Here is an 18,217-nt window from a genome sequence, read left to right on the forward strand (position 1 = left end):
AGTAGATCGCAACCGCATCCGGATGAAGTGTTTTTCGAGGAAACCTTCCGAAGTTTCGGCACGGACGGGATGGTCCCATCCTTTCTTTCCGAAGCCTTCGGAAGACCTTCCCGAAAGTTTGAAAAGTCTTCCGAAAGCTTCGGACACTCCGCCGGAACCATCGGCTGGGTTTCCGGAGAATCCGGCGGGTTTGCCAAACCTTTCGGAAGTTCGTCCGGAGTCTTCGGACGATCGGCCGGACCCTTCGGCATAGTTTCCGGAGGATCCGGAAACTATGCCGCACCTAATGGCTGAGGCTGATAAAAAAAATAAGGCCTGAAACGATCAGACCTTATTTCGCAATCGAATGCTCGCGTTACTTTTCTTATCAAAAAACGAAAATGGTTCCGGTTTTGACCTTTAAAGGGCATCATAAAATCTTGCAATAAACTTTCAGTTCTTGTCGACGAACACTTTATAACCTTTGCCGGTGAGCTCGGATTTAAGCTTATCGGCGTTGGCTTGCGAGCCGAATGCTCCCACTTGGACGGCGAAGGGCGGGTTGTTTCCTACGTAGACTGGATAACCCAAAGATTGCAACTGTTGCGAAGCTGCCAATGCTTCATTCCGGGAATTGTACGGCCCGACCCGAACTTTGTATTTTACGGTGGGTATTACCGGGTTTACAGCTGGTTCATTGTTGACTGCGGAAGTTGTCGAATTCTTATCCAGCGGGACGTTAACATTCTCGCTCGTCTCAGTCGGCAGGTTGACCGTTTCCAAGTTATTTTCGGTACCGACCGGAGAACCCGGTTGATCTTTGACCCAGCCTTCAAAGAGCAATCCGAAAACCACACCGAGTGAGATCGCCAAAAACGAAAAGAAGACCAGACCAGCTGTTTTGGAAAGTAGATTGCTCAACGATTTAACGCCTTTATGCTCCATGAACACACCCCCTTTTGTTTATGAATCGGACAATTCGTTCTCATTAAAGGATACTACCAAACCTGAAAAATATTCCTGGATTGACAAAGATCTTTTGAAAGCATCATTTTATGGCGTTCCATAAAAAAACTCCGCGGAATGCGGAGTCGGATCTCTGGATATAGGCGAACCGAAACGCCATTGTCTCTGGGTTTCGGATTGGCTTTCTGTTCGGCCCGGGCGCCTTCCGGCGGCCCGGACCCGTCAATATGGCAGCGGGCCGCCGGGGCGCGGCTGCGTTCAATGGAAATATTCGACGCCGGATTCGAAAATCTTTTGGTCATGGGGACCGCCCACATTCCGGTAGAGATAAGGCCCAATCCGTTCCGAATGCCCCATCTTGCCGAGCACTCTGCCATCGGGGCTGGTGATGCCTTCGATCGCTTGCCGGGATCCGTTGGGGTTCGCCGCAATGGCATAGGTCGGATTGCCGTCCCGATCAACATATTGCGTGGCGATCTGGCCCTTTTCCGCCAACGCGGCGATCAGTTCCGGGTCGGCTACAAAACGTCCTTCGCCGTGCGAAACCGGGATAATATGAATATCCCCCACCTGCAACCGGTTGAACCATGGCGAAAGCGTAGAGGCGACTCTGGTCCGCACCAGGCACGACACATGCCTGCCAATGCTGTTAAAGGTCAGCGTGGGACAATCGGGACCCATCGGCCGGATCTCTCCGTAAGGAACCAGTCCCAGCTTGATGAGGGCCTGAAAACCGTTGCAAATCCCCAGGATCAATCCGTCCCGCTGTTTCAGAAGCCGCATCACCGCTTCTTGGACCCGGGGATTCCGGAAAGCAGTAGCGATGAATTTGCCGGAACCGTCCGGTTCGTCCCCGGCGCTGAATCCTCCGGGCAACATGATGATTTGGGCGTGATCGATCGCTTTCACCATCCGGTCCAGCGTCATCTCGATGTCTTGCGGCGTCAAGTTCCGGAATACCAGCGTATCAACCAGCGCGCCAGCCCGCTCGAAGGCCTTCTGGGTATCGTATTCGCAATTGGTGCCGGGGAAGGCCGGCAAAAAGACCCGCGGTTTGGCGTATTGGACCCGGGAAGCCGCAGCTGTGCGTCGGGAAAACGCATAGGTCCGCGGCGGGTCGGTTGGCTGATGCGCCCGGGTTGGAAATACCTTTTCCAGCGGCTCTTCCCAGCGTCCGAAGGCTTCCTCCAAGCCAATCCGAACGCCGAAAACCTCAAGGTGCGGTTCAGACTGGGTCGCGCCCAGCAACTGATAGTCGATCCCGTCGAACAAAACTTCCAGATCCGCCCCGCCGGGAATCTCCAGCAGGATCGCGCCGGGATCCGGCCGGAAAAGCGCGGCCGGTTCCAATGCCTCAACAAACCGCATCCCAATCATATTTCCAAAGCACATTTTGGTAACAGCCTCGGCTATCCCGCCGCCGGTAACCGCATAAGCCGCCCGGACCGTTCCCGACTGAATCAATTGGTAAATCCGGCGGTAATTGCGTTGCAGCGCTTCGAAGTCCGGCAAATCGTAAGGGTCGTGTTGCAAGGGTATCCGGATCACTTGGCTGTCGGCCGCCTTGAACTCCGGCGAAACGACTTTGGTGACATCCACCACGTCCAGGCCGAACGCCACCAGCGTCGGCGGGACGGTGCGCTCGTTAAAAGTGCCTGACATACTGTCCTTGCCGCCGATAGCCGGAATCCCCAGGCGAATCTGGGCGTAGTAAGCGCCTAATAAACTCGCAAAAGGCTGGCCCCATTTCTCCGGAGCCTCGCCCAGCTTCTCAAAGTATTCTTGCAGCGTCAAACGGATCCGGGTGGAATCGCCTCCCGCTGCGGTAATTTTGGCCACCGCTTCAACCACCGCATAAATGCCGCCGTGGAAAGGACTCCATTTGGCAATTTCAGGATTGTAACCGAAGGACATCATGGTTCCGGTGGTGGTCGTCCCGTTCATCACGGGCAATTGGGCGACCATGCTCTGAATCGGTGTGCGCTGATAGGTTCCTCCGAAGGGCATTAGTACGGTTCCCGCTCCAATGGTGCTGTCGAACCGCTCCGCCAAACCGCGTTGGCTGCAGATATTCAATTGCTGCAGGTGGCTCAGCCAGGCCTCGGCCAGTTGTGAGCGGTCGGCTGGCGCGGTGGCCGGAACATTCCGAAAGACATTGGCTTCGACCCGGGGCGCCGTGACCCTCACCTTGGCCGCCTGTTGCACTCCGTTGCTGTCAAGAAATCGGCGGCTGATGTCGACGATGCGCTGGCCCCGCCAGTCCATGCGCAGGCGCGCTTCCTCCGTCACGACCGCCACTACTGTCGCTTCCAGATTTTCGGCCTCGGCCGCCGCGCGGAAGGATGCGACATGCTCCGGCGCTACCAGGACGGCCATCCGTTCCTGGGATTCGGAGATGGCAAGTTCCGTTCCATCCAATCCTTCATATTTTTTAGGTACCGCATCCAGATCAATCTCCAGACCGGGAGCTAACTCGCCGATGGCCACCGCGACGCCGCCCGCGCCGAAGTCATTACACTTTTTGATCATCCGGCTGACTTTTGGATCGCGGAATAAACGCTGGATTTTCCGTTCCGTGGGCGGATTGCCCTTTTGAACTTCCGCCCCGCAAGTGTAGAGCGATTCTTCGGTATGGGCCTTGGACGAACCGGTGGCTCCGCCGCAGCCGTCGCGGCCGGTCCTCCCCCCCAATAGAATGATGATATCGCCCGCTTGCGGCTTTTCACGAAGCACATTGTCCCGGGGAGCCGCCCCGATGACTGCGCCGATCTCCATTCGCTTGGCGATAAATCCTTCATCGTAGATCTCAGTGACTTGTCCGGTGGCCAAACCGATTTGATTCCCGTAAGCGCTGAAACCGGCTGCCGCGCCACTGGTAATCTTACGTTGAGGCAGCTTGCCGGGGATAGTATCCGCAATCGCGGTCCGGGGATCGCCGCTCCCGGTGACGCGCATGGCATGATAGACGTATGATCGCCCGGAGAGCGGATCGCGAATCGCTCCTCCCAGGCAGGTGGCGGCGCCTCCGAACGGCTCGATCTCAGTGGGGTGATTATGGGTTTCATTTTTGAACATGACCAGCCAATCCTGGTCTACTCCGTCCACTTTGACCTTTACCGTAATGCTACAAGCGTTGATCTCGTCCGATTCTTCCAGATCGTCCAGTTGACCCCGTTTCCGGAGTTCCTTCATGGCGATGGTCGCCAGATTCATCAGGGTGATGGTTCCGGCGGAGTCCCCATGGACAAATCGGCGGGAACCGAGGTAGCTTTGATACGCCTCGAGGAACGCCGGGAGGTACGGGCTTTCGTCAAATTCAACGCCCTCAATCCGTGTTAAAAAGGTGGTATGCCGACAGTGGTCGGACCAGTACGTATCCAAAACCCGGATCTCGGTCAGTGAGGGGTCCCGGCCCTCGGTATTGCGAAAGTAATTTTGACAAAAAACCAAATCGGCCTGGGACATTGCCAGCCCCAATTCGCGGCGGAGTTCTTCCAATTGCTCCGGATTTAATTCGGTAAAACCGTGAACCACCGGCACGTCCGGCGGGCTTTGAAAGTCTGAATCCAGGGTGTTCGGCTTTTCCAGGGAGGCTTCTCGCGACTCCAGCGGATTCAAGCAATATTCCTTAATTCGCTGTTCATCCTGGCTGGTTAAGTTTCCGCGCAACAGAAACAGCTTGGCCACGCGAACCACGGGCCGCTCCCGTTGCGTAAGAATCTGAATGCATTGCGCGGCTGAGTCCGCCCGCTGATCGTACTGGCCTGGTAAGAATTCTACCGCAAGAATCCGTTCTCCGGGACGGACCGGCAAAACTTCATCACATATCTGATCGAGTTGCGGTTCCGCGAAAATGGTAGTACGGGAGCGTTGGAATTCATCCGCGGTAATTCCGGCGATATCGTAACGGTTCACAATCCGGATTCCTTCCAAGTTGTTGACCCTGACATTTTCCTTAAGTTCTTTGAATAAATTCTGTGCTTCCACGTCAAAACCCGGTTTTTTCTCAACAAAGATCCGTTGGATCGCGGTAGTCATTGGAATTCCTCCAAAAGTTTGGCTTCATCAGGATTGGTGTTGCCTGACGCCTGATAAATTCATTATAAGCGGCAAAGCATGATTAGTAAAATTAATAATTTTAATATATAATATTAAATGTTCTAATTGTAACCCTGTCAAATCAACGAGGAGTACCCGTCATGGATATTAACTTCGAGCTTTATAAGATTTTTTACCACGCCGCCACAACCGGCAGTTTTTCTATAGCTGCCAACCGGCTATTTATTACCCAATCGGCTGTAAGTCAAGCCATTAAAAATCTGGAGACCCGACTGGGTACCCAGCTTTTTTTCAGAAAAACACGCCATCTGAAGCTGACTCGCGAAGGAGAATTGCTTCTTTCCCATGTGGAACAAGCTTATAATTTACTCAAAAGCGCGGAATCAAAAATGGCCGAGTTGCAAGACCTGCAATCCGGAACGATCCAGGTGGGAGCCAGCGACACCATTTGCAAGTATTTTCTAATCCCCTATTTACAGGAGTTTAACCGCCGCTATCCAAAGCTGAAGATGAAAGTGATCAATCGGACTTCCGCTCAGATCCTGGAGATCCTTAAAAACGGCGCCCTGGATTTCGGGATCGTCACCTTGCCGCTAAACGATCCGCTCATCACCACGCATGTATTGACGGCCGTCGAAGACATCCTTGTGGCGGCGCCGCATTTTTCCGAACTGCGACACCGCACGTTGTCGCTCGGCGACCTTGCCGGCTATCCGCTGCTTTTTTTGGAGAAAACCAGCGCCACCCGGAGAAATTTTGATGCTTATTTAAGCTCCAAAGCCCTCAGCGTGACTCCTGAACTTGAGTTGGAAAGCGTCGATTTGTTAGTGGAGTTTGCCCGGATCGGGTTGGGGATTGCCCACGTTCAGCGGGAGAGTGCCAGTACACTGATCGCTGCCGGTGAGCTGTTTGAGGTCAAGGTGGAAGAAGGACTGCCCCTGCGTCATTTGGGGATAGCCGCTCTGAAAAACGTCCCGTTTTCCAAAGCGGCTGAATGTTTCATCGCAATGCTGATGAATGAGACCTTTACGTGATCACGTTCGCTCATGAAGCGTCTACGACGTTCAATCATATAGCAGAATGACTGCCAGTAGCACGAGCGGTTCGTTCCCGGTGTTCTCGATCGCATGCCCGTGTCCGCCGCCTGTTAGCGACGCATCTCCCGCTTGAATCTCCTGCCATTGTCCATCCTCATTGAGACGGCCGGTGCCGGAGATAAAATAGAACAATTCTTCTTCCCGGTCGTGCTGGTGAAAACCTATCGATGCTCCCGGTGGCAGGGTAATCTCGGCCATCAGTCGTGCCTTGCCGTTAATCTCCGCCTCTTTGAACAGGTGCTTAATCGTGACTGTCCCGTTCCCTTCGCGCATTCTTTCCCGGAATTCACATTCCATGGCATCGTTTGTTCGTAACATTTCAGTAGACCCCCTTGCAGATTGACAGTATAAAGAAACTCCTACCTGCACGGTAGGAATTTTTAAAAATAGCAATCAATGGTCGAATCAGCGTTTTTTATTATTCAGTTTGAACTGGTCCCAAAACGCACTGTCATATTCAGTGGAATCAGCGGTTGTGCCTGCCTCCATGAGGTTCATAACTTGGTCCATAGTGAGAACCTTATAGTCCTCTTTTTCCTGTGCGGCAGCTGTTTCCGAAAGACTCTCCTCCAACGCATCGGCCTCCGTGTCACCGCGTTCTTCCTCGAGTTTTACTACATTACTGACTTGCGCCACGGTCGGGCTCGAATTGGGAGCGGCAAAACTGCGCCGGGCGGCCGGCAATGGATTCGGCGTATCCCAATCCTGCAATTCATCGCCGAAATTAGTGGTCACCGGACGGTTTAAACGGCTGATAATCTCCGGGCTCAGCTCTTGCAATTTATTGCGAATCGCCTGTAAACGGAGGTTAGGAGGATTCAACCCGGCTAGAATCAGGTAAAGCACAACACTGTCCGTTAAGTTGGGATCGCTGTATAATCCTCTGAACAACGTCGGCGCGTTGGTGAGATTCTGGCACTCCTGATAAACCAGTTCCACGGTCTCCGCATTGATCCGATAGTTTTCGGGGCAAACCAACAAGGCCGCCACCCTTGAACATTCCCCTTCGAAATTATTCTCGGAAAGCAAAGCCGTGACATCTTCGCGCATCGCGTTGGCCAACCATTCCGGTCCTTCCTCGCCATCAAGTTTCAGCTCGATTCGTAATGGCGTGAAGCAACCGGGCGTGTTTAACAGACGGAAGTAATCTTCGCGGTCAAAAACAAACATATTGGAAAGCCGGTTCGGGATCTGGTTTATCTCATCCCACAAGCCCACGATCGCCTCATTGGCATTCGGCCAAAAATTAAGGATCGCCTGATCGCCGAATCTGAGCCGCAATAACTGATTATCGACCAGATAAAGCGGAGTCGGATTGACATCGCTTAAAATGTCGAAACCTTTCAGCGCATTCTTCTGTTCTTCCAGCGATTCGGAGAGCAGGGGTATTGTGGCCAGACAACCGGTGGAAAGGCCCACGCGGCGGGAGATTTCCAGCACATCGGCAGCGATTCCCGTTCCCGTCCCCCCGCCGAGGCAGGCGCAGACTAACACGAAATCGACTTCATAATAGAAATACTCTTCGATGACGTTCTGTACTTTTTCGGCATCGGTACGGATCGCTTCCTGACCGATCCGCGGATCTTTACCTGCGCCGAGCCTGGTTCCGATTCGAATCCGGTACTCCGGAGGAATCCCATTCAAAGCCGCCAAGTCAACCGGGGAGGTATTCACGGCAATCGCCTTATAGCCATGACGGGCGAATAGATCGGCAATTTTCCCGCCGCCTTGGCCACATCCGATGAAACCGAATTGAATCCCTTTATCCTGCATCGTTTTTCCTCCAACATTCGTTGTCGAACACCAGTATTAAAATTCGATCCCTATATTTAATTTGACTAAATTTATCAAAATCCTTTTTGGAAATGAATAATCATGTTCGAAACATGCAAAAAAGCGGGGATTACCCCCGCTTTTTAAACGCTGAGATGGATCTGGATTAACCTTGCAGTCTTTTTTCAAGACTGACCAGTTCATCCTCGATGGCTTGAGGTAAACGATCGAATTTCGTAAAAAATTCTTTCTGGTTGGCAATATCGTTCTGCCAAGCCTCAGGATCCACTTCCAACAAGGAATGCATCGTTTCCTTCGTAATATCCAGACCGGTGAGATCGATAGCATCTTCGGTCGGAACATAGCCGATAGCGGTGGTCTCCGCTTTTCCTTGACCCGCGCAACGCTCGAGGATCCATTTGATGGCCCGGAAGTTTTCACCGAAGCCCGGCCAGATGAATTTGCCAGCTTCATTGGTGCGGAACCAGTTAACATGGAAGATCTGCGGCGGATTGGGAATCTTTTGGCCCATCTCCAACCAATGCGCGAAGTAGTCGCCCATATTGTAACCGCAGAACGGCAGCATCGCCATGGGATCCCGACGGATCACGCCGACCGCGCCGGTAGCGGCGGAAGTGGTTTCAGAGGCCATTGCCGCTCCTACATAAACGCCGTGTTGCCAATTGAAGGATTGATAAACCAACGGAGCCACTTTTGCACGGCGGCCGCCGAAGATGATGGCCGAGATCGGAACGCCCTGCGGATTCTCCCATTCCGGGGAGATGGACGGGCAATTCCGGGCCGGAGCGGTAAACCGCGAATTGGGATGAGCGCCCACTCTGCCGGAATCCGGGGTCCAGGGATTGCCTTTCCAGTCCAGAGCTTCCGCCGGCGGTTCGACGCCCATGCCTTCCCACCACACCGTGCCTTCGGGAGTCAATACTACGTTGGTGAAGATGGTATCTTTTTGAACGGTGGCCAAAGCATTCGGATTGGATTTGGCGCTGGTTCCCGGAGCTACGCCGAAGAAGCCGGCCTCCGGATTGATCGCCCACAATCTGCCGTCGGGGCCGACCCGCATCCAGGCGATATCGTCGCCCACGGTCCATACTTTATAGCCCTTGAAGGTCTCGGGCGGAATCATCATGGCCAGGTTGGTCTTTCCGCATGCGCTCGGGAAGGCCGCGGCAACATAAGAAACGTTGCCTTGGGGATCCTGGATTCCCAGGATCAGCATGTGTTCAGCCATCCAGCCCTCTTTTTGACCCATATAGCTGGCAATCCGCAACGCAAAACATTTTTTGCCGAGCAAAACGTTCCCGCCATAACCGGAACCAACGCTCCAAATGGTGTTATCCTGGGGGAAATGGCAGATAAAACGGCGTTCCGGATTCAAATCGGCTTTGGAATGGAGTCCTTTTACGAACTCGGCGCTCTCACCGAGTTGATCCAGCGCAACTTTGCCCATCCGGGTCATGATGCGCATATTCAAGACGACATAGATGCTGTCGGTGAGCTCAATTCCCACTTTGCTGAAAGGCGAGCCGGGCACTCCCATGATATAGGGAATGACATACATCGTCCGGCCTTTCATTGCGCCATCGAAGAGGCCGGCCAGTTTTTTGTAAGCTTCCTCCGGATCCATCCAGTTATTGGTGGGACCGGCATCTTCCTTCTTTTTGGTGCAGATAAAGGTCAGATGTTCAACTCGGGCGACATCGTTTTCAGCGGTCCGATGGTAAACGCAACCCGGTAATTTTTCCTGGTTCAATTCCAGGAGCTCGCCGGTGCTAATGGCTTCGGCGGTCAACCGCTGTCTTTCCTCCTCGGAGCCGTCGATCCATACGATCCGGTCCGGTTTGGTCATTTTCGCCATTTCGTCGATCCAATTGAGTACTGCTTGATTCATGATGATTCTCCTCTCTTCAACGAATTACTTATGATAAAATTTAATTCGTCAACGCTTCTTTAAAAAACTTTAAATTTACAATTTTTTAAACAAAACCGCGAACTAAAGTAACCGATTGTTAACAATCTGTTCGAAATAAAAAATTGCAATTAAAATTAATTTTATAATGGGATGCCCGTGGTGTCAACCACTTCGACAATGTATACAGTTCTTTTTGAGTTATCCCCAGCCCAACCCCGCAAAAAAGCGATTTGAAGTGTCTCGCAACACCAGTCAAATCGCCGTGTCAACTCCAAAAAACCATCCCCGTTTCGGAAGGTTCATCCATAACCTATCATTTACGATAATCACACGGGTGGATAATTCTTCACGGACGGACAAGTGCTTCCGCCCATTTTCTCGCCTTTTCTTCATTCTCATCGACCATACCTTTTTTGCGCGGCGCAATAAAATCAATCTCGCCGATGATTTCGTTGCCGGCCAACTCCCGCCGCATATTCTCAAAGGTTTTCCCGCGGCCGCCTTCATGACAGCAGAATAAGGCCACTTTTTTCCCCTTGATTTCGCTGGTGTGAAAGAAAGTATTCAAGGCCGGGGCAAAGCTGAAAGCCCAGACCGGCGTCCCGATGAATAACAGCTCGTAATCTGCCGGATCCTTGGCCAGCGGCAATAAGGGCGGCGCTTTTTTGGTCATCACCTGACGTCCGCCCCAAAAAAACTTCATAAACCCTTGGGGATTGATATCCTGCTCCGGTTTCAGCTCCAGCAGATCCGCGCCGCTGGCCGCGGCAATGGCCGATGCCATCAGCCGCGTATTCCCTTCCAGAGAATAAAAGACGACCAGTTTTCGGAGTTGGTTCGACATGACAAATACCCCCTTTTTAATATTTCCTAAATCGGACGGTTGACTCGTGGAAAACCCCAAAAATTTCTGCCTACCTGGTTATGTTACTGATGGCGCGAATTGGATCATTCATCAGTTTGAACGCTTGCTGACAGTGTCCTGTTTTCAACCCCCGGCAAAGGTGATATAATTGTCACTAAATTTGGGAAAGACGAGGTGCGAATGGGAAATGAACCAAGTCATCTGCGTGTATAGCTCATCCAGTTGCGCGATCGCTGAGGAGTATTTTAAAGTCGCCGCTGAGCTCGGACGGGAGATCGCCTTGCGGAAGGATGTCATGCTCTATGGCGGCGGTTTATTGGGATTGATGGGGGCCGTGGCCAAAGCCGTTCACAAAGAGCGCGGCAAGGTGATCGGCGTGATTCCCACGGCCTTGAACGTCAAAGGGGTGGTTTACGAGAACTGTGACGAGTTGGTCGTCACCGCGACGCTTCGCGAACGGAAAGCGATCATGGATAGCCGGTCCGACGCTTTTATCGCCTTGCCCGGCGGCTATGGGACGCTGGAAGAGCTGCTGGAGATCATCACCCTCAAACAACTCCGGTACCACCAAAAACCCATCGTCATTTTGAACAGTTGCGGCTTCTACGATAAACTCCTCGAACAGTTCGAATCGAGCATCACGCAGTCCTTTGCCAAGCCGGAGTGCCGGCACCTCTACTTCGTGACCGACCGAGTCTCGGAAGCACTGCGCTATATCGATAACTACCAGCCCTATCCCTTCAAAGATAAATGGCTGACCGACGTTAAGTGCTAAAGTCTCAGAGAAACCGCTCAAAACGGTCGTGGCGAGCCTTACAGATCGGGCAGATCTCGGGCGGATTCTCCCGGGCGCAAAGATAGCCGCAGACGTTGCAGCGCCAAACGGGATAGCGCAAGGATTGCGGCGGTTCCTTCGCCAGCGCCGCTGCTTTGGCGCTGGCGCGGCGTTCCTCAAGACGGGGCCGGCGATCCCGAATGGAATGCGGTTTGGCCTCGCCCCGGGCGATCTTCTCCGAGACATACAAGGCACAAAAACAACTTCCAAAATCGTTCAAGTCCGGATCCCGGTAATCGCAGGGGCAGACAATATCCCGGTCCTCCTCGGCAATGTCCGAGGCCAAGCGGCACGGACAGACCGGAGCGCCATACCGTTCGGAGTTGACGAGCAACCCCTCGACCAAGGCCATTGTAAATTCCTGATCGGGATTCAGATGATAGCCGGCGGCCGCCGCCTCCCGTTGCAGTTTTTGAAAGAGCGCCGCGACTGCCGCGGGGTCAGCATGATAAGCTTCCTTCATTGGCCAACCGCCTCCCGGATCTCGGCTTCCTGAAACCCGATGATACTCCGGGCCCCCTCGATCACCATCGTCGGAAAGGAACGATCCGCATTCCATTTTTCCAATTCGGCCAGAGCTTCCTCCCGTTCCGTGCCTTCCAACCGGTCCAATTCCACAAAATCAAACGCGATCTCCAATTCTTGCAGCAGCTGTTTGGTTTTGCGGCACCAGATACAGGTGCTCAGCGTGAATAAGAAAATATTCCCCGGAACCCGGCCAGCTTGATGCTGAATGTTTTCGCTATTCATCTTGTCCTCCTGCTGTTGAAGGTCTGGAAAGTGCCTGTCTTGCAGTAGCCGACCTGCCATTCCTTTCAACAAAACGCGCCCCGTTCCTGATTATCGTTCCGTCCCACGCAAATGATCTTGCCCGCAGCAACGTTTCGCCCGTCGTAGCTGATCTGTTGCAACTGGCTCCTCCGCCGGATTGGATAATCTCAGTTTTCTATACTCTATCATAAACGGTGGCATGACGCAATGGCGGAACCATCGGCGTTCTTTCCGGATTCGAAGTTATCCTGGGCGGGATAGAAATTGAATCCGTTTGCGTTCGAAAAAGCTTTCCATGATCAGAAAACAACATATCCATCATGCCAATGAAATCTGTCAGCCGACAAATTGCACGAGGCAGATCCCAAATTGCATTCGCCGTTTCGCAAATGATCTTTGAATGCTTGCAAATTCAATTTGCATGATGGAGCATTGTAATTTGGGGCTGACAAAATAAAATTGCATGACGACAAATATGAATTGTAATCATGCAATTTTAACAATCATACAAAATATCAAAATATCATCATTTTAAATAAATTTGCTGATTTTATTAAGACTCGAAGAGTTATTCATTCCAGAAAGCCGCACTCCGCATGTTGAGGACAATCGATCAGATGGTCGTTGACCATCCCCACCGCTTGCATCAAAGCATAACAAATGGTGGGACCGACAAAGCGAAAGCCGCGCCGCAGCAGATCCTTGCTCAGCGCTTCGGATTCGGAGCTCTGCGCCGGAACCTCGGCCAGCGTCGTCCAGGCGTTCTGACGGGGTTTCCCGCCGTTGAAACGCCAGAGATACTCGTTGAAACTGCCGAATTCGGATTGGACTTTCAAAAAAGCCCGGGCGTTGCCGATTGCGGCCTCGATCTTGCGCCGGTTGCGGATAATGCCCGGATTTCCCAGGAGCTCTTCGACTTTGGCTGCATCAAAGCTTGCAACCTTGGCAGGATCGAATCCGGCGAAAGCGGCGCGGTAGTTCTCCCGTTTCCGGAGAATCGTAATCCAACTGAGGCCGGCTTGCGCTCCTTCCAGGATCAGAAATTCAAAGAGTTTGATGTCGTCATGCACCGGAACGCCCCACTCCCGGTCATGATACTCGATATAGAGCGGATCGTCCCCCGCCCAGCCGCAACGGGTCATGAAATTCACCTTCTTGTTTTCATTTGTATAAGTAATGTATCAAAGGACTCACCTCTCGTCAAGCCATCATTACGGATTAGCGCTCAATTGACTTTAATGCGCTTCACAGGCATTATTCAGTATTAGAGAGTAGATTCCAGTCTCACAATTTTGGCTTTACTGAGTATCAACTTAGCTCCGCTCACACTCTGACTGTACCCGGTTTTAGCCGCACTTCCCCGACTTATCCACAGCCAAAACCATTAACCCGTTAAACGGAACCGTTTATCCACAAAAATAGATCGCTCATCCACAAAAAGAGCTTACTGAACAACTGAGCAAGCTCTCCCATTCACAAAACAAGCTTGCTTATCCACAAAAAGAGCTTGCCGAGCGACTGAGCGAGCTCTCTTATTCACAAAACCAGCTTGCTGATTCACAAAACAAGCTCACTCATCCACAAAAAGAGCTCGCTGAACGACTGAGCAAGCTCTCTTATCCACAAAACGAGCTTGCTAAGCGACTGAATGAGCTCTCTCAGTCACTCAAAGCGATCCGTGATTCACAAAACGTGCTCTTTCAGCTCCTCAACCCGGTCACGTATCCGCCAAACGACGCGCGGAGCCGGGGGTTTTTCTTTAACGGGCTAGTTCTTGATTACTAGCCACATCTAAAAGGGCGTCGGTACGAACTGCCATATGCGATGAGATTGTAACTTACTACCCATAAACGCGTCCAAATCGTCCAACGTTAACTGTTGGGTTTGTGTAGTTGGCAGATCGTACTTTATTAAAAGGAGTTTTTCTGTCTTCCTCATTGCTCTAAGCTCTTTTAAACCCACGTCTAACGCGGGGTTTCTCTTATAAAGAAACCGCTGCTAGACCCGGCAGCGGTTTGAATGTATCAATTACAATAATTATAGTATTACTTCTTTTTAAGAGCTTTCTTTCCGATAGGCACAAGCTGAGGTTGAGCGCTTTTCAGCGCGTAAGGACCCACACCTGAAACCGTATAATAATCTCCATCGGCCGGAGGATTGACCGAATAAGTATTGGCTACTCCATTAATGGTGAGAGATAAAGTGATCGTTCCCGAACCGGAATATCGGACCAACGCCGGCCAATAGTTACCGATCTGGTGGACTGCCCTCAAGGTATAGCTTTCCGTGCCGCCGTTTGTGGAGTCCGCCGAAAATACGCCGTTCGCCGTTGACCCCGATGTAACATCATAGATAATACCATCCGGCTCGACCATGGCAATATCGCAATCTCCAGATGACCATGAAATTTGCGATTTCATCGAATCCTGGCTGCCGAGCAAGGAATTTATAAACTTAATTAGGAATTCATCCCATTGAGTATCCATAGCCAGCTTTAATGTCGTGTATTGGTTAGTTCCGAAATAAGCCTTGTATTGATTGTGGCTATATGGAAATAGGATAGCGACCCCGTATGAAGACCCAGCATGGGTCCCGGTTTCATGATGGCTCAGCACTGTGTTGGAAATAGCCGTTTTTAACGCAGCGGCAGTGTTCTTAACATTAGTATCCATACAATACGCTGGAATGGCATTGGCGAATCCGTACAAATCAATGTTTTCCGGATAGTCATAATAATCCGCCGCCGCCATTGCTTTACCGATATTTGTTAAATCGTTGGAATTATTCAAAGCGGTGGCAAAGGCCGAAAACGACCTCAACAACGAAGGAATGGATCCCAAGTTGATCGCGGAATAAGTCGTGTTTTCACCTGTTTTTGAATAATAGCTGTAAAAATCGTCAACCAAGGTCGTGGTCAAAAACGAAGAGGTCATGTTGGGATTGGCGGTCAAGTGCTCAAGTACAACATCATAATCATTTCCCGTACCTGGAACCGATTCTTCGGAACCGACCAGATAGTCAGCTTCGTTTCGCCACTCGTAGGCTTGTTCCATCATCTGCATTACACAAGCATCAAAATTTAGAACATCGATCTTCTTTCCGGTAGCAGCCCGGGCTTGGGATAAAGCCTGAGCCACTTCATCAGTGGTCAAACAAGACCAGGCATCGCTGCCGGTGGTATCATCCCAACAGATCCCTTTGGCCGAAGCCCCTGGTTTGATCAAGTCTTTGGCCCCGATTGATTTCGTGATCTTATTCTTGTTTCTAACGGAACGCGGATAAACCCCGCCGCCGTGATCCCAAAGTGTAAGCACAGTATGTTGCGCTGGGTATTTTTGTTGGCAATAGACGATAAAATCCGTAAGAGTGTTGGGATTGGACATATCCTTCTCGCCATAATCTTGATCCATTGTTGAAACGATGTTCGAACTATTAGCGTTATCTTTGGTAACTTTATAGAGCCGGGTTCCAGACCAATTTCCATTGGTTGCATCATATAACGGACTACGATCCAATAACACCAATACATTGACATCATTGGTCGAACCGATTTGTTCCATCTCGTTCAAGTCGGCGATAGCTTCTCCTTCGAGATTATTATCGCCATCCATGTAAACTAGAAAATTCCATTTGACACTTGCCTGTTCCTGTATAAAATGTGCAGTAATGGATTTATCTTTATTCATAGTAATATCAGCGGGGTTAGTATCTCCTGAAAGATCCCCCGTCCAGTGATCAAACTTCCATCCCGGGGAAGGATTTGCTTTTACAGTTACGATTGCGCCATTTTCATAGGTCCCTTTTGATTTTAATGTTTCAGAAACTGTACCTTGTCCATCCACATTTGGGGTTAGGGTATATTTTATCTTGGTAAAATTTGCTACAACAGCTTTATTCCTATTCATTTGAATTATTGCAGGATTTGTTATTCCGGTAAGATCACCACTCCATCCAGAAAATATCCATCCAGTATTGCCAACTGCAGTTAAAGTCACATTGGTCCCACTACTATAAGAAGAAGCGTCAGGATCTTTTTGTATTGTTCCCCCTTCGGTAGGGTTACTTGATAGGGCAATTGTATAGGTTTGACCTCCCCCATTACCATTATTTCCTCCACCTCCCCCACCGCAACCCGTCAATATTATAGAAAATGTAAACATTATTACGAATAGAAAGACCAAACCATAACTTTTCTTCACAGATGCCCCTCCTTTTTCTGAATGAAAGTCAAAATGAAATCAATTATTTAAAAACAGGCTTATAAATTCCATCTCCCTCCCATCTCAAAAATTTTTGTAAAACAAACTTGAATCCGATACGTGTCCAACGGATTCGTTTTTACAAATTCAAATTGCCGGATTCACCTTCCTTTGATAACACCAGGTCCCCTGAAAATATAATACCCCACGAATTGGTCGCGATTTTGAATGAAGATCGCCTTCCGCATCTGAAAATACTGGTCATTATTTTTGTAAATCTTAAAACCATTCACCACCATGCTAGTGTTATAAAAACCTTCATGAACGTCGTAGAAATGATTGCTAAATCCGTAAGTATTCTCCCCAAGCCCAATTTCCCGCGGGGTTACGTTGGAACAATAATCAATAATTCTGGTCTCCTGGTTAATCCGCAATTCGCAAGGCTTGTGGTTGCCAAGATTAATCGCTTTAACCTGCCAGAACCCGTTTCGGCTAACGACCGAGACGAATGCGCCGACATCGTTTTCTTCGCATAGCTGTATTGCGTCATGAATTGAAAACTGGTTATCCGCCCGGACTGGATAGAAAGCCGCCAATAAAAAACAGAAGATGGATACGACGATTAACCTTTTCATTCATGATCGCTCCTTGATGACCTAAATCAGAATTTCTTTGGAATTTGTCAGGAAATTATTTGAAAGATATTCTCTCTAACACCATCATTTTCCTACAAGTTGTAAAACTTCTTTAGATATATGAATATAAAAAAACCCAAAGATTATATCCTGGGAAAAATCAATTGCATATGACAGATCCTAATCAAACAAATCGTGGAGCAAGCGAATTGAACTCAAGTAAGTTGATTGCAACCCCACTACTTCATGGTCTGCTCTTTATTGCTCATCCAGGCGATGGCGCCGCCGCCCAGCGCGATCAGAACCGCTCCCATCGCCTCGCCGGTGCTCAGTTTCTCCCCCAGCCAGGCCATTCCGAATACCGCCGCGAAGACCATGGTAGTCATGGAGAGAATCGAACCGGTCGCGGCGCTGCAATACTTATAGGCCGAAGTCATCGTGATCTGGGCGACCAGACCGGTCACCGCGGTTGCCAGCAAAAAGAGCCAGGCAGTCGCGTCCGGCCATTGCCAGACAGGAATCGCAAACACCAATGAAACCAGCAAGCCAAAGATGCTCAAATAAAAAAAGACGGTCCACGCCGACTCGCCGTTCTGCCGTAATTGCCGGACGACCAAAACGGCGAAGGCGGAGAGAATTCCGGAGATCAAGGCCAGGATATCCGGCCAGAAAATACGGTGCAAATCGGGGTGAATCAACAGGCCGACCCCGGCCCAGGATACGATCAGGCAGAGCCATGTGAAAACCGAGACTCGTTCTTTCATAAAAAATGCGGCAATCATCGTGACAAAGATCGGGTAGGTATTATTCAGGACGGTGCTATTGGTCATCGACCCTTTGGCCATGGCGATAAAATAGAGCAAGATCGCGGTACCGCCGAAGATACCCCGGGCGAATAACAGGTCACGGCGGGAAGTCCTGAGATCGACCCGTCCCAGCGCGGCCAGGAACCATGCCGCCACCACGCCGAGCAAGAACCGGAAAAAGACGACTTCGGGTCCAGGAACATTCACAGAAGCCAATTTGGCGAAATAGGCCATTACTGCAAAGCAAAAGGCGGAAAAGAGCATCTGAATCGGACCTTTTAATAAAGAAGCGTTCACCGATG

At 50.7% G+C, this 18,217-nt stretch carries 14 protein-coding genes; 2 read left to right on the plus strand and 12 right to left on the minus strand.

The window, feature by feature from the left end:
- Positions 1-432 precede the first annotated feature (432 nt).
- Both EDC14_RS11005 and EDC14_RS11010 read right to left on the minus strand, forming a co-directional pair.
- Positions 433-924, minus strand: a complete 492-nt coding sequence (locus EDC14_RS11005) for an SPOR domain-containing protein (protein WP_132014443.1) — start codon at positions 922-924, stop codon at positions 433-435.
- 279 nt (positions 925-1,203) lie between these two features.
- A complete protein-coding gene (locus EDC14_RS11010; RefSeq protein ID WP_132014345.1) occupies positions 1,204-4,983 on the minus strand; it encodes a phosphoribosylformylglycinamidine synthase in 3,780 nt (1,259 codons plus the stop codon).
- Between the two features lie 161 nt (positions 4,984-5,144).
- On the opposite strand from EDC14_RS11010, the gene EDC14_RS11015 reads away from it, so the two are divergent.
- Positions 5,145-6,038 carry a LysR family transcriptional regulator gene (locus EDC14_RS11015; protein ID WP_132014346.1) on the plus strand — a complete coding sequence of 298 codons (894 nt, stop codon included), beginning with the start codon at positions 5,145-5,147 and terminating at the stop codon, positions 6,036-6,038.
- Between the two features lie 30 nt (positions 6,039-6,068).
- Here the strand turns inward: EDC14_RS11015 and EDC14_RS11020 are convergent, their stop codons facing one another.
- From EDC14_RS11020 to EDC14_RS11035, 4 genes are all read right to left on the minus strand, one after another.
- Positions 6,069-6,419, minus strand: a complete 351-nt coding sequence (locus EDC14_RS11020; protein WP_132014347.1) for a cupin domain-containing protein — start codon at positions 6,417-6,419, stop codon at positions 6,069-6,071.
- Between the two features lie 87 nt (positions 6,420-6,506).
- Positions 6,507-7,874, minus strand: coding sequence for an FtsZ/tubulin family protein (locus EDC14_RS11025; protein ID WP_132014348.1), 1,368 nt, complete (start codon positions 7,872-7,874; stop codon positions 6,507-6,509).
- A 166-nt stretch (positions 7,875-8,040) separates the two neighbouring features.
- Entirely contained in the window at positions 8,041-9,783 is a 1,743-nt protein-coding gene (locus EDC14_RS11030) for a phosphoenolpyruvate carboxykinase (GTP) (protein WP_132014349.1), read from the minus strand.
- A gap of 367 nt (positions 9,784-10,150) precedes the next feature.
- Entirely contained in the window at positions 10,151-10,648 is a 498-nt protein-coding gene (locus EDC14_RS11035; protein WP_132014350.1) for a flavodoxin, read from the minus strand.
- Positions 10,649-10,856: 208 nt separating this feature from the next.
- Between EDC14_RS11035 and EDC14_RS11040 the strand changes: the two genes are divergently transcribed.
- On the plus strand, positions 10,857-11,444 hold the full coding sequence (locus tag EDC14_RS11040) for an LOG family protein (protein ID WP_132014351.1): 588 nt from the start codon (positions 10,857-10,859) through the stop codon (positions 11,442-11,444).
- Between the two features lie 4 nt (positions 11,445-11,448).
- Here the strand turns inward: EDC14_RS11040 and EDC14_RS11045 are convergent, their stop codons facing one another.
- The 6 genes from EDC14_RS11045 to EDC14_RS11070 all read right to left on the minus strand — a co-directional run bounded on the left by EDC14_RS11045 (position 11,449) and on the right by EDC14_RS11070 (position 18,212).
- Positions 11,449-11,967, minus strand: a complete 519-nt coding sequence (locus EDC14_RS11045) for a ferredoxin-thioredoxin reductase catalytic domain-containing protein (RefSeq protein WP_132014352.1) — start codon at positions 11,965-11,967, stop codon at positions 11,449-11,451.
- Positions 11,964-12,254: a glutaredoxin family protein gene (locus EDC14_RS11050; RefSeq protein WP_132014353.1), complete on the minus strand. Its 291-nt coding sequence runs from the start codon at positions 12,252-12,254 to the stop codon at positions 11,964-11,966. Before EDC14_RS11050 ends, EDC14_RS11045 begins: the two co-directional genes overlap by 4 nt.
- A gap of 593 nt (positions 12,255-12,847) precedes the next feature.
- Positions 12,848-13,417 (minus strand): DNA-3-methyladenine glycosylase I, encoded by a 570-nt coding sequence (locus tag EDC14_RS11055; RefSeq protein ID WP_132014354.1) that lies wholly within the window; start codon positions 13,415-13,417, stop codon positions 12,848-12,850.
- A gap of 903 nt (positions 13,418-14,320) precedes the next feature.
- On the minus strand, positions 14,321-16,474 hold the full coding sequence (locus EDC14_RS11060; RefSeq protein WP_132014355.1) for a clostripain-related cysteine peptidase: 2,154 nt from the start codon (positions 16,472-16,474) through the stop codon (positions 14,321-14,323).
- A gap of 161 nt (positions 16,475-16,635) precedes the next feature.
- The gene (locus EDC14_RS11065) at positions 16,636-17,109 is read right to left on the minus strand and encodes a hypothetical protein (RefSeq protein ID WP_132014356.1); all 474 of its coding nucleotides are present in this window, start codon (positions 17,107-17,109) and stop codon (positions 16,636-16,638) included.
- A gap of 239 nt (positions 17,110-17,348) precedes the next feature.
- Entirely contained in the window at positions 17,349-18,212 is an 864-nt protein-coding gene (locus tag EDC14_RS11070; protein ID WP_132014357.1) for a DMT family transporter, read from the minus strand.
- Positions 18,213-18,217: the final 5 nt, after the last annotated feature.

Source organism: Hydrogenispora ethanolica (assembly GCF_004340685.1).
Taxonomy (GTDB): domain Bacteria; phylum Bacillota; class UBA4882; order UBA8346; family UBA8346; genus Hydrogenispora; species Hydrogenispora ethanolica.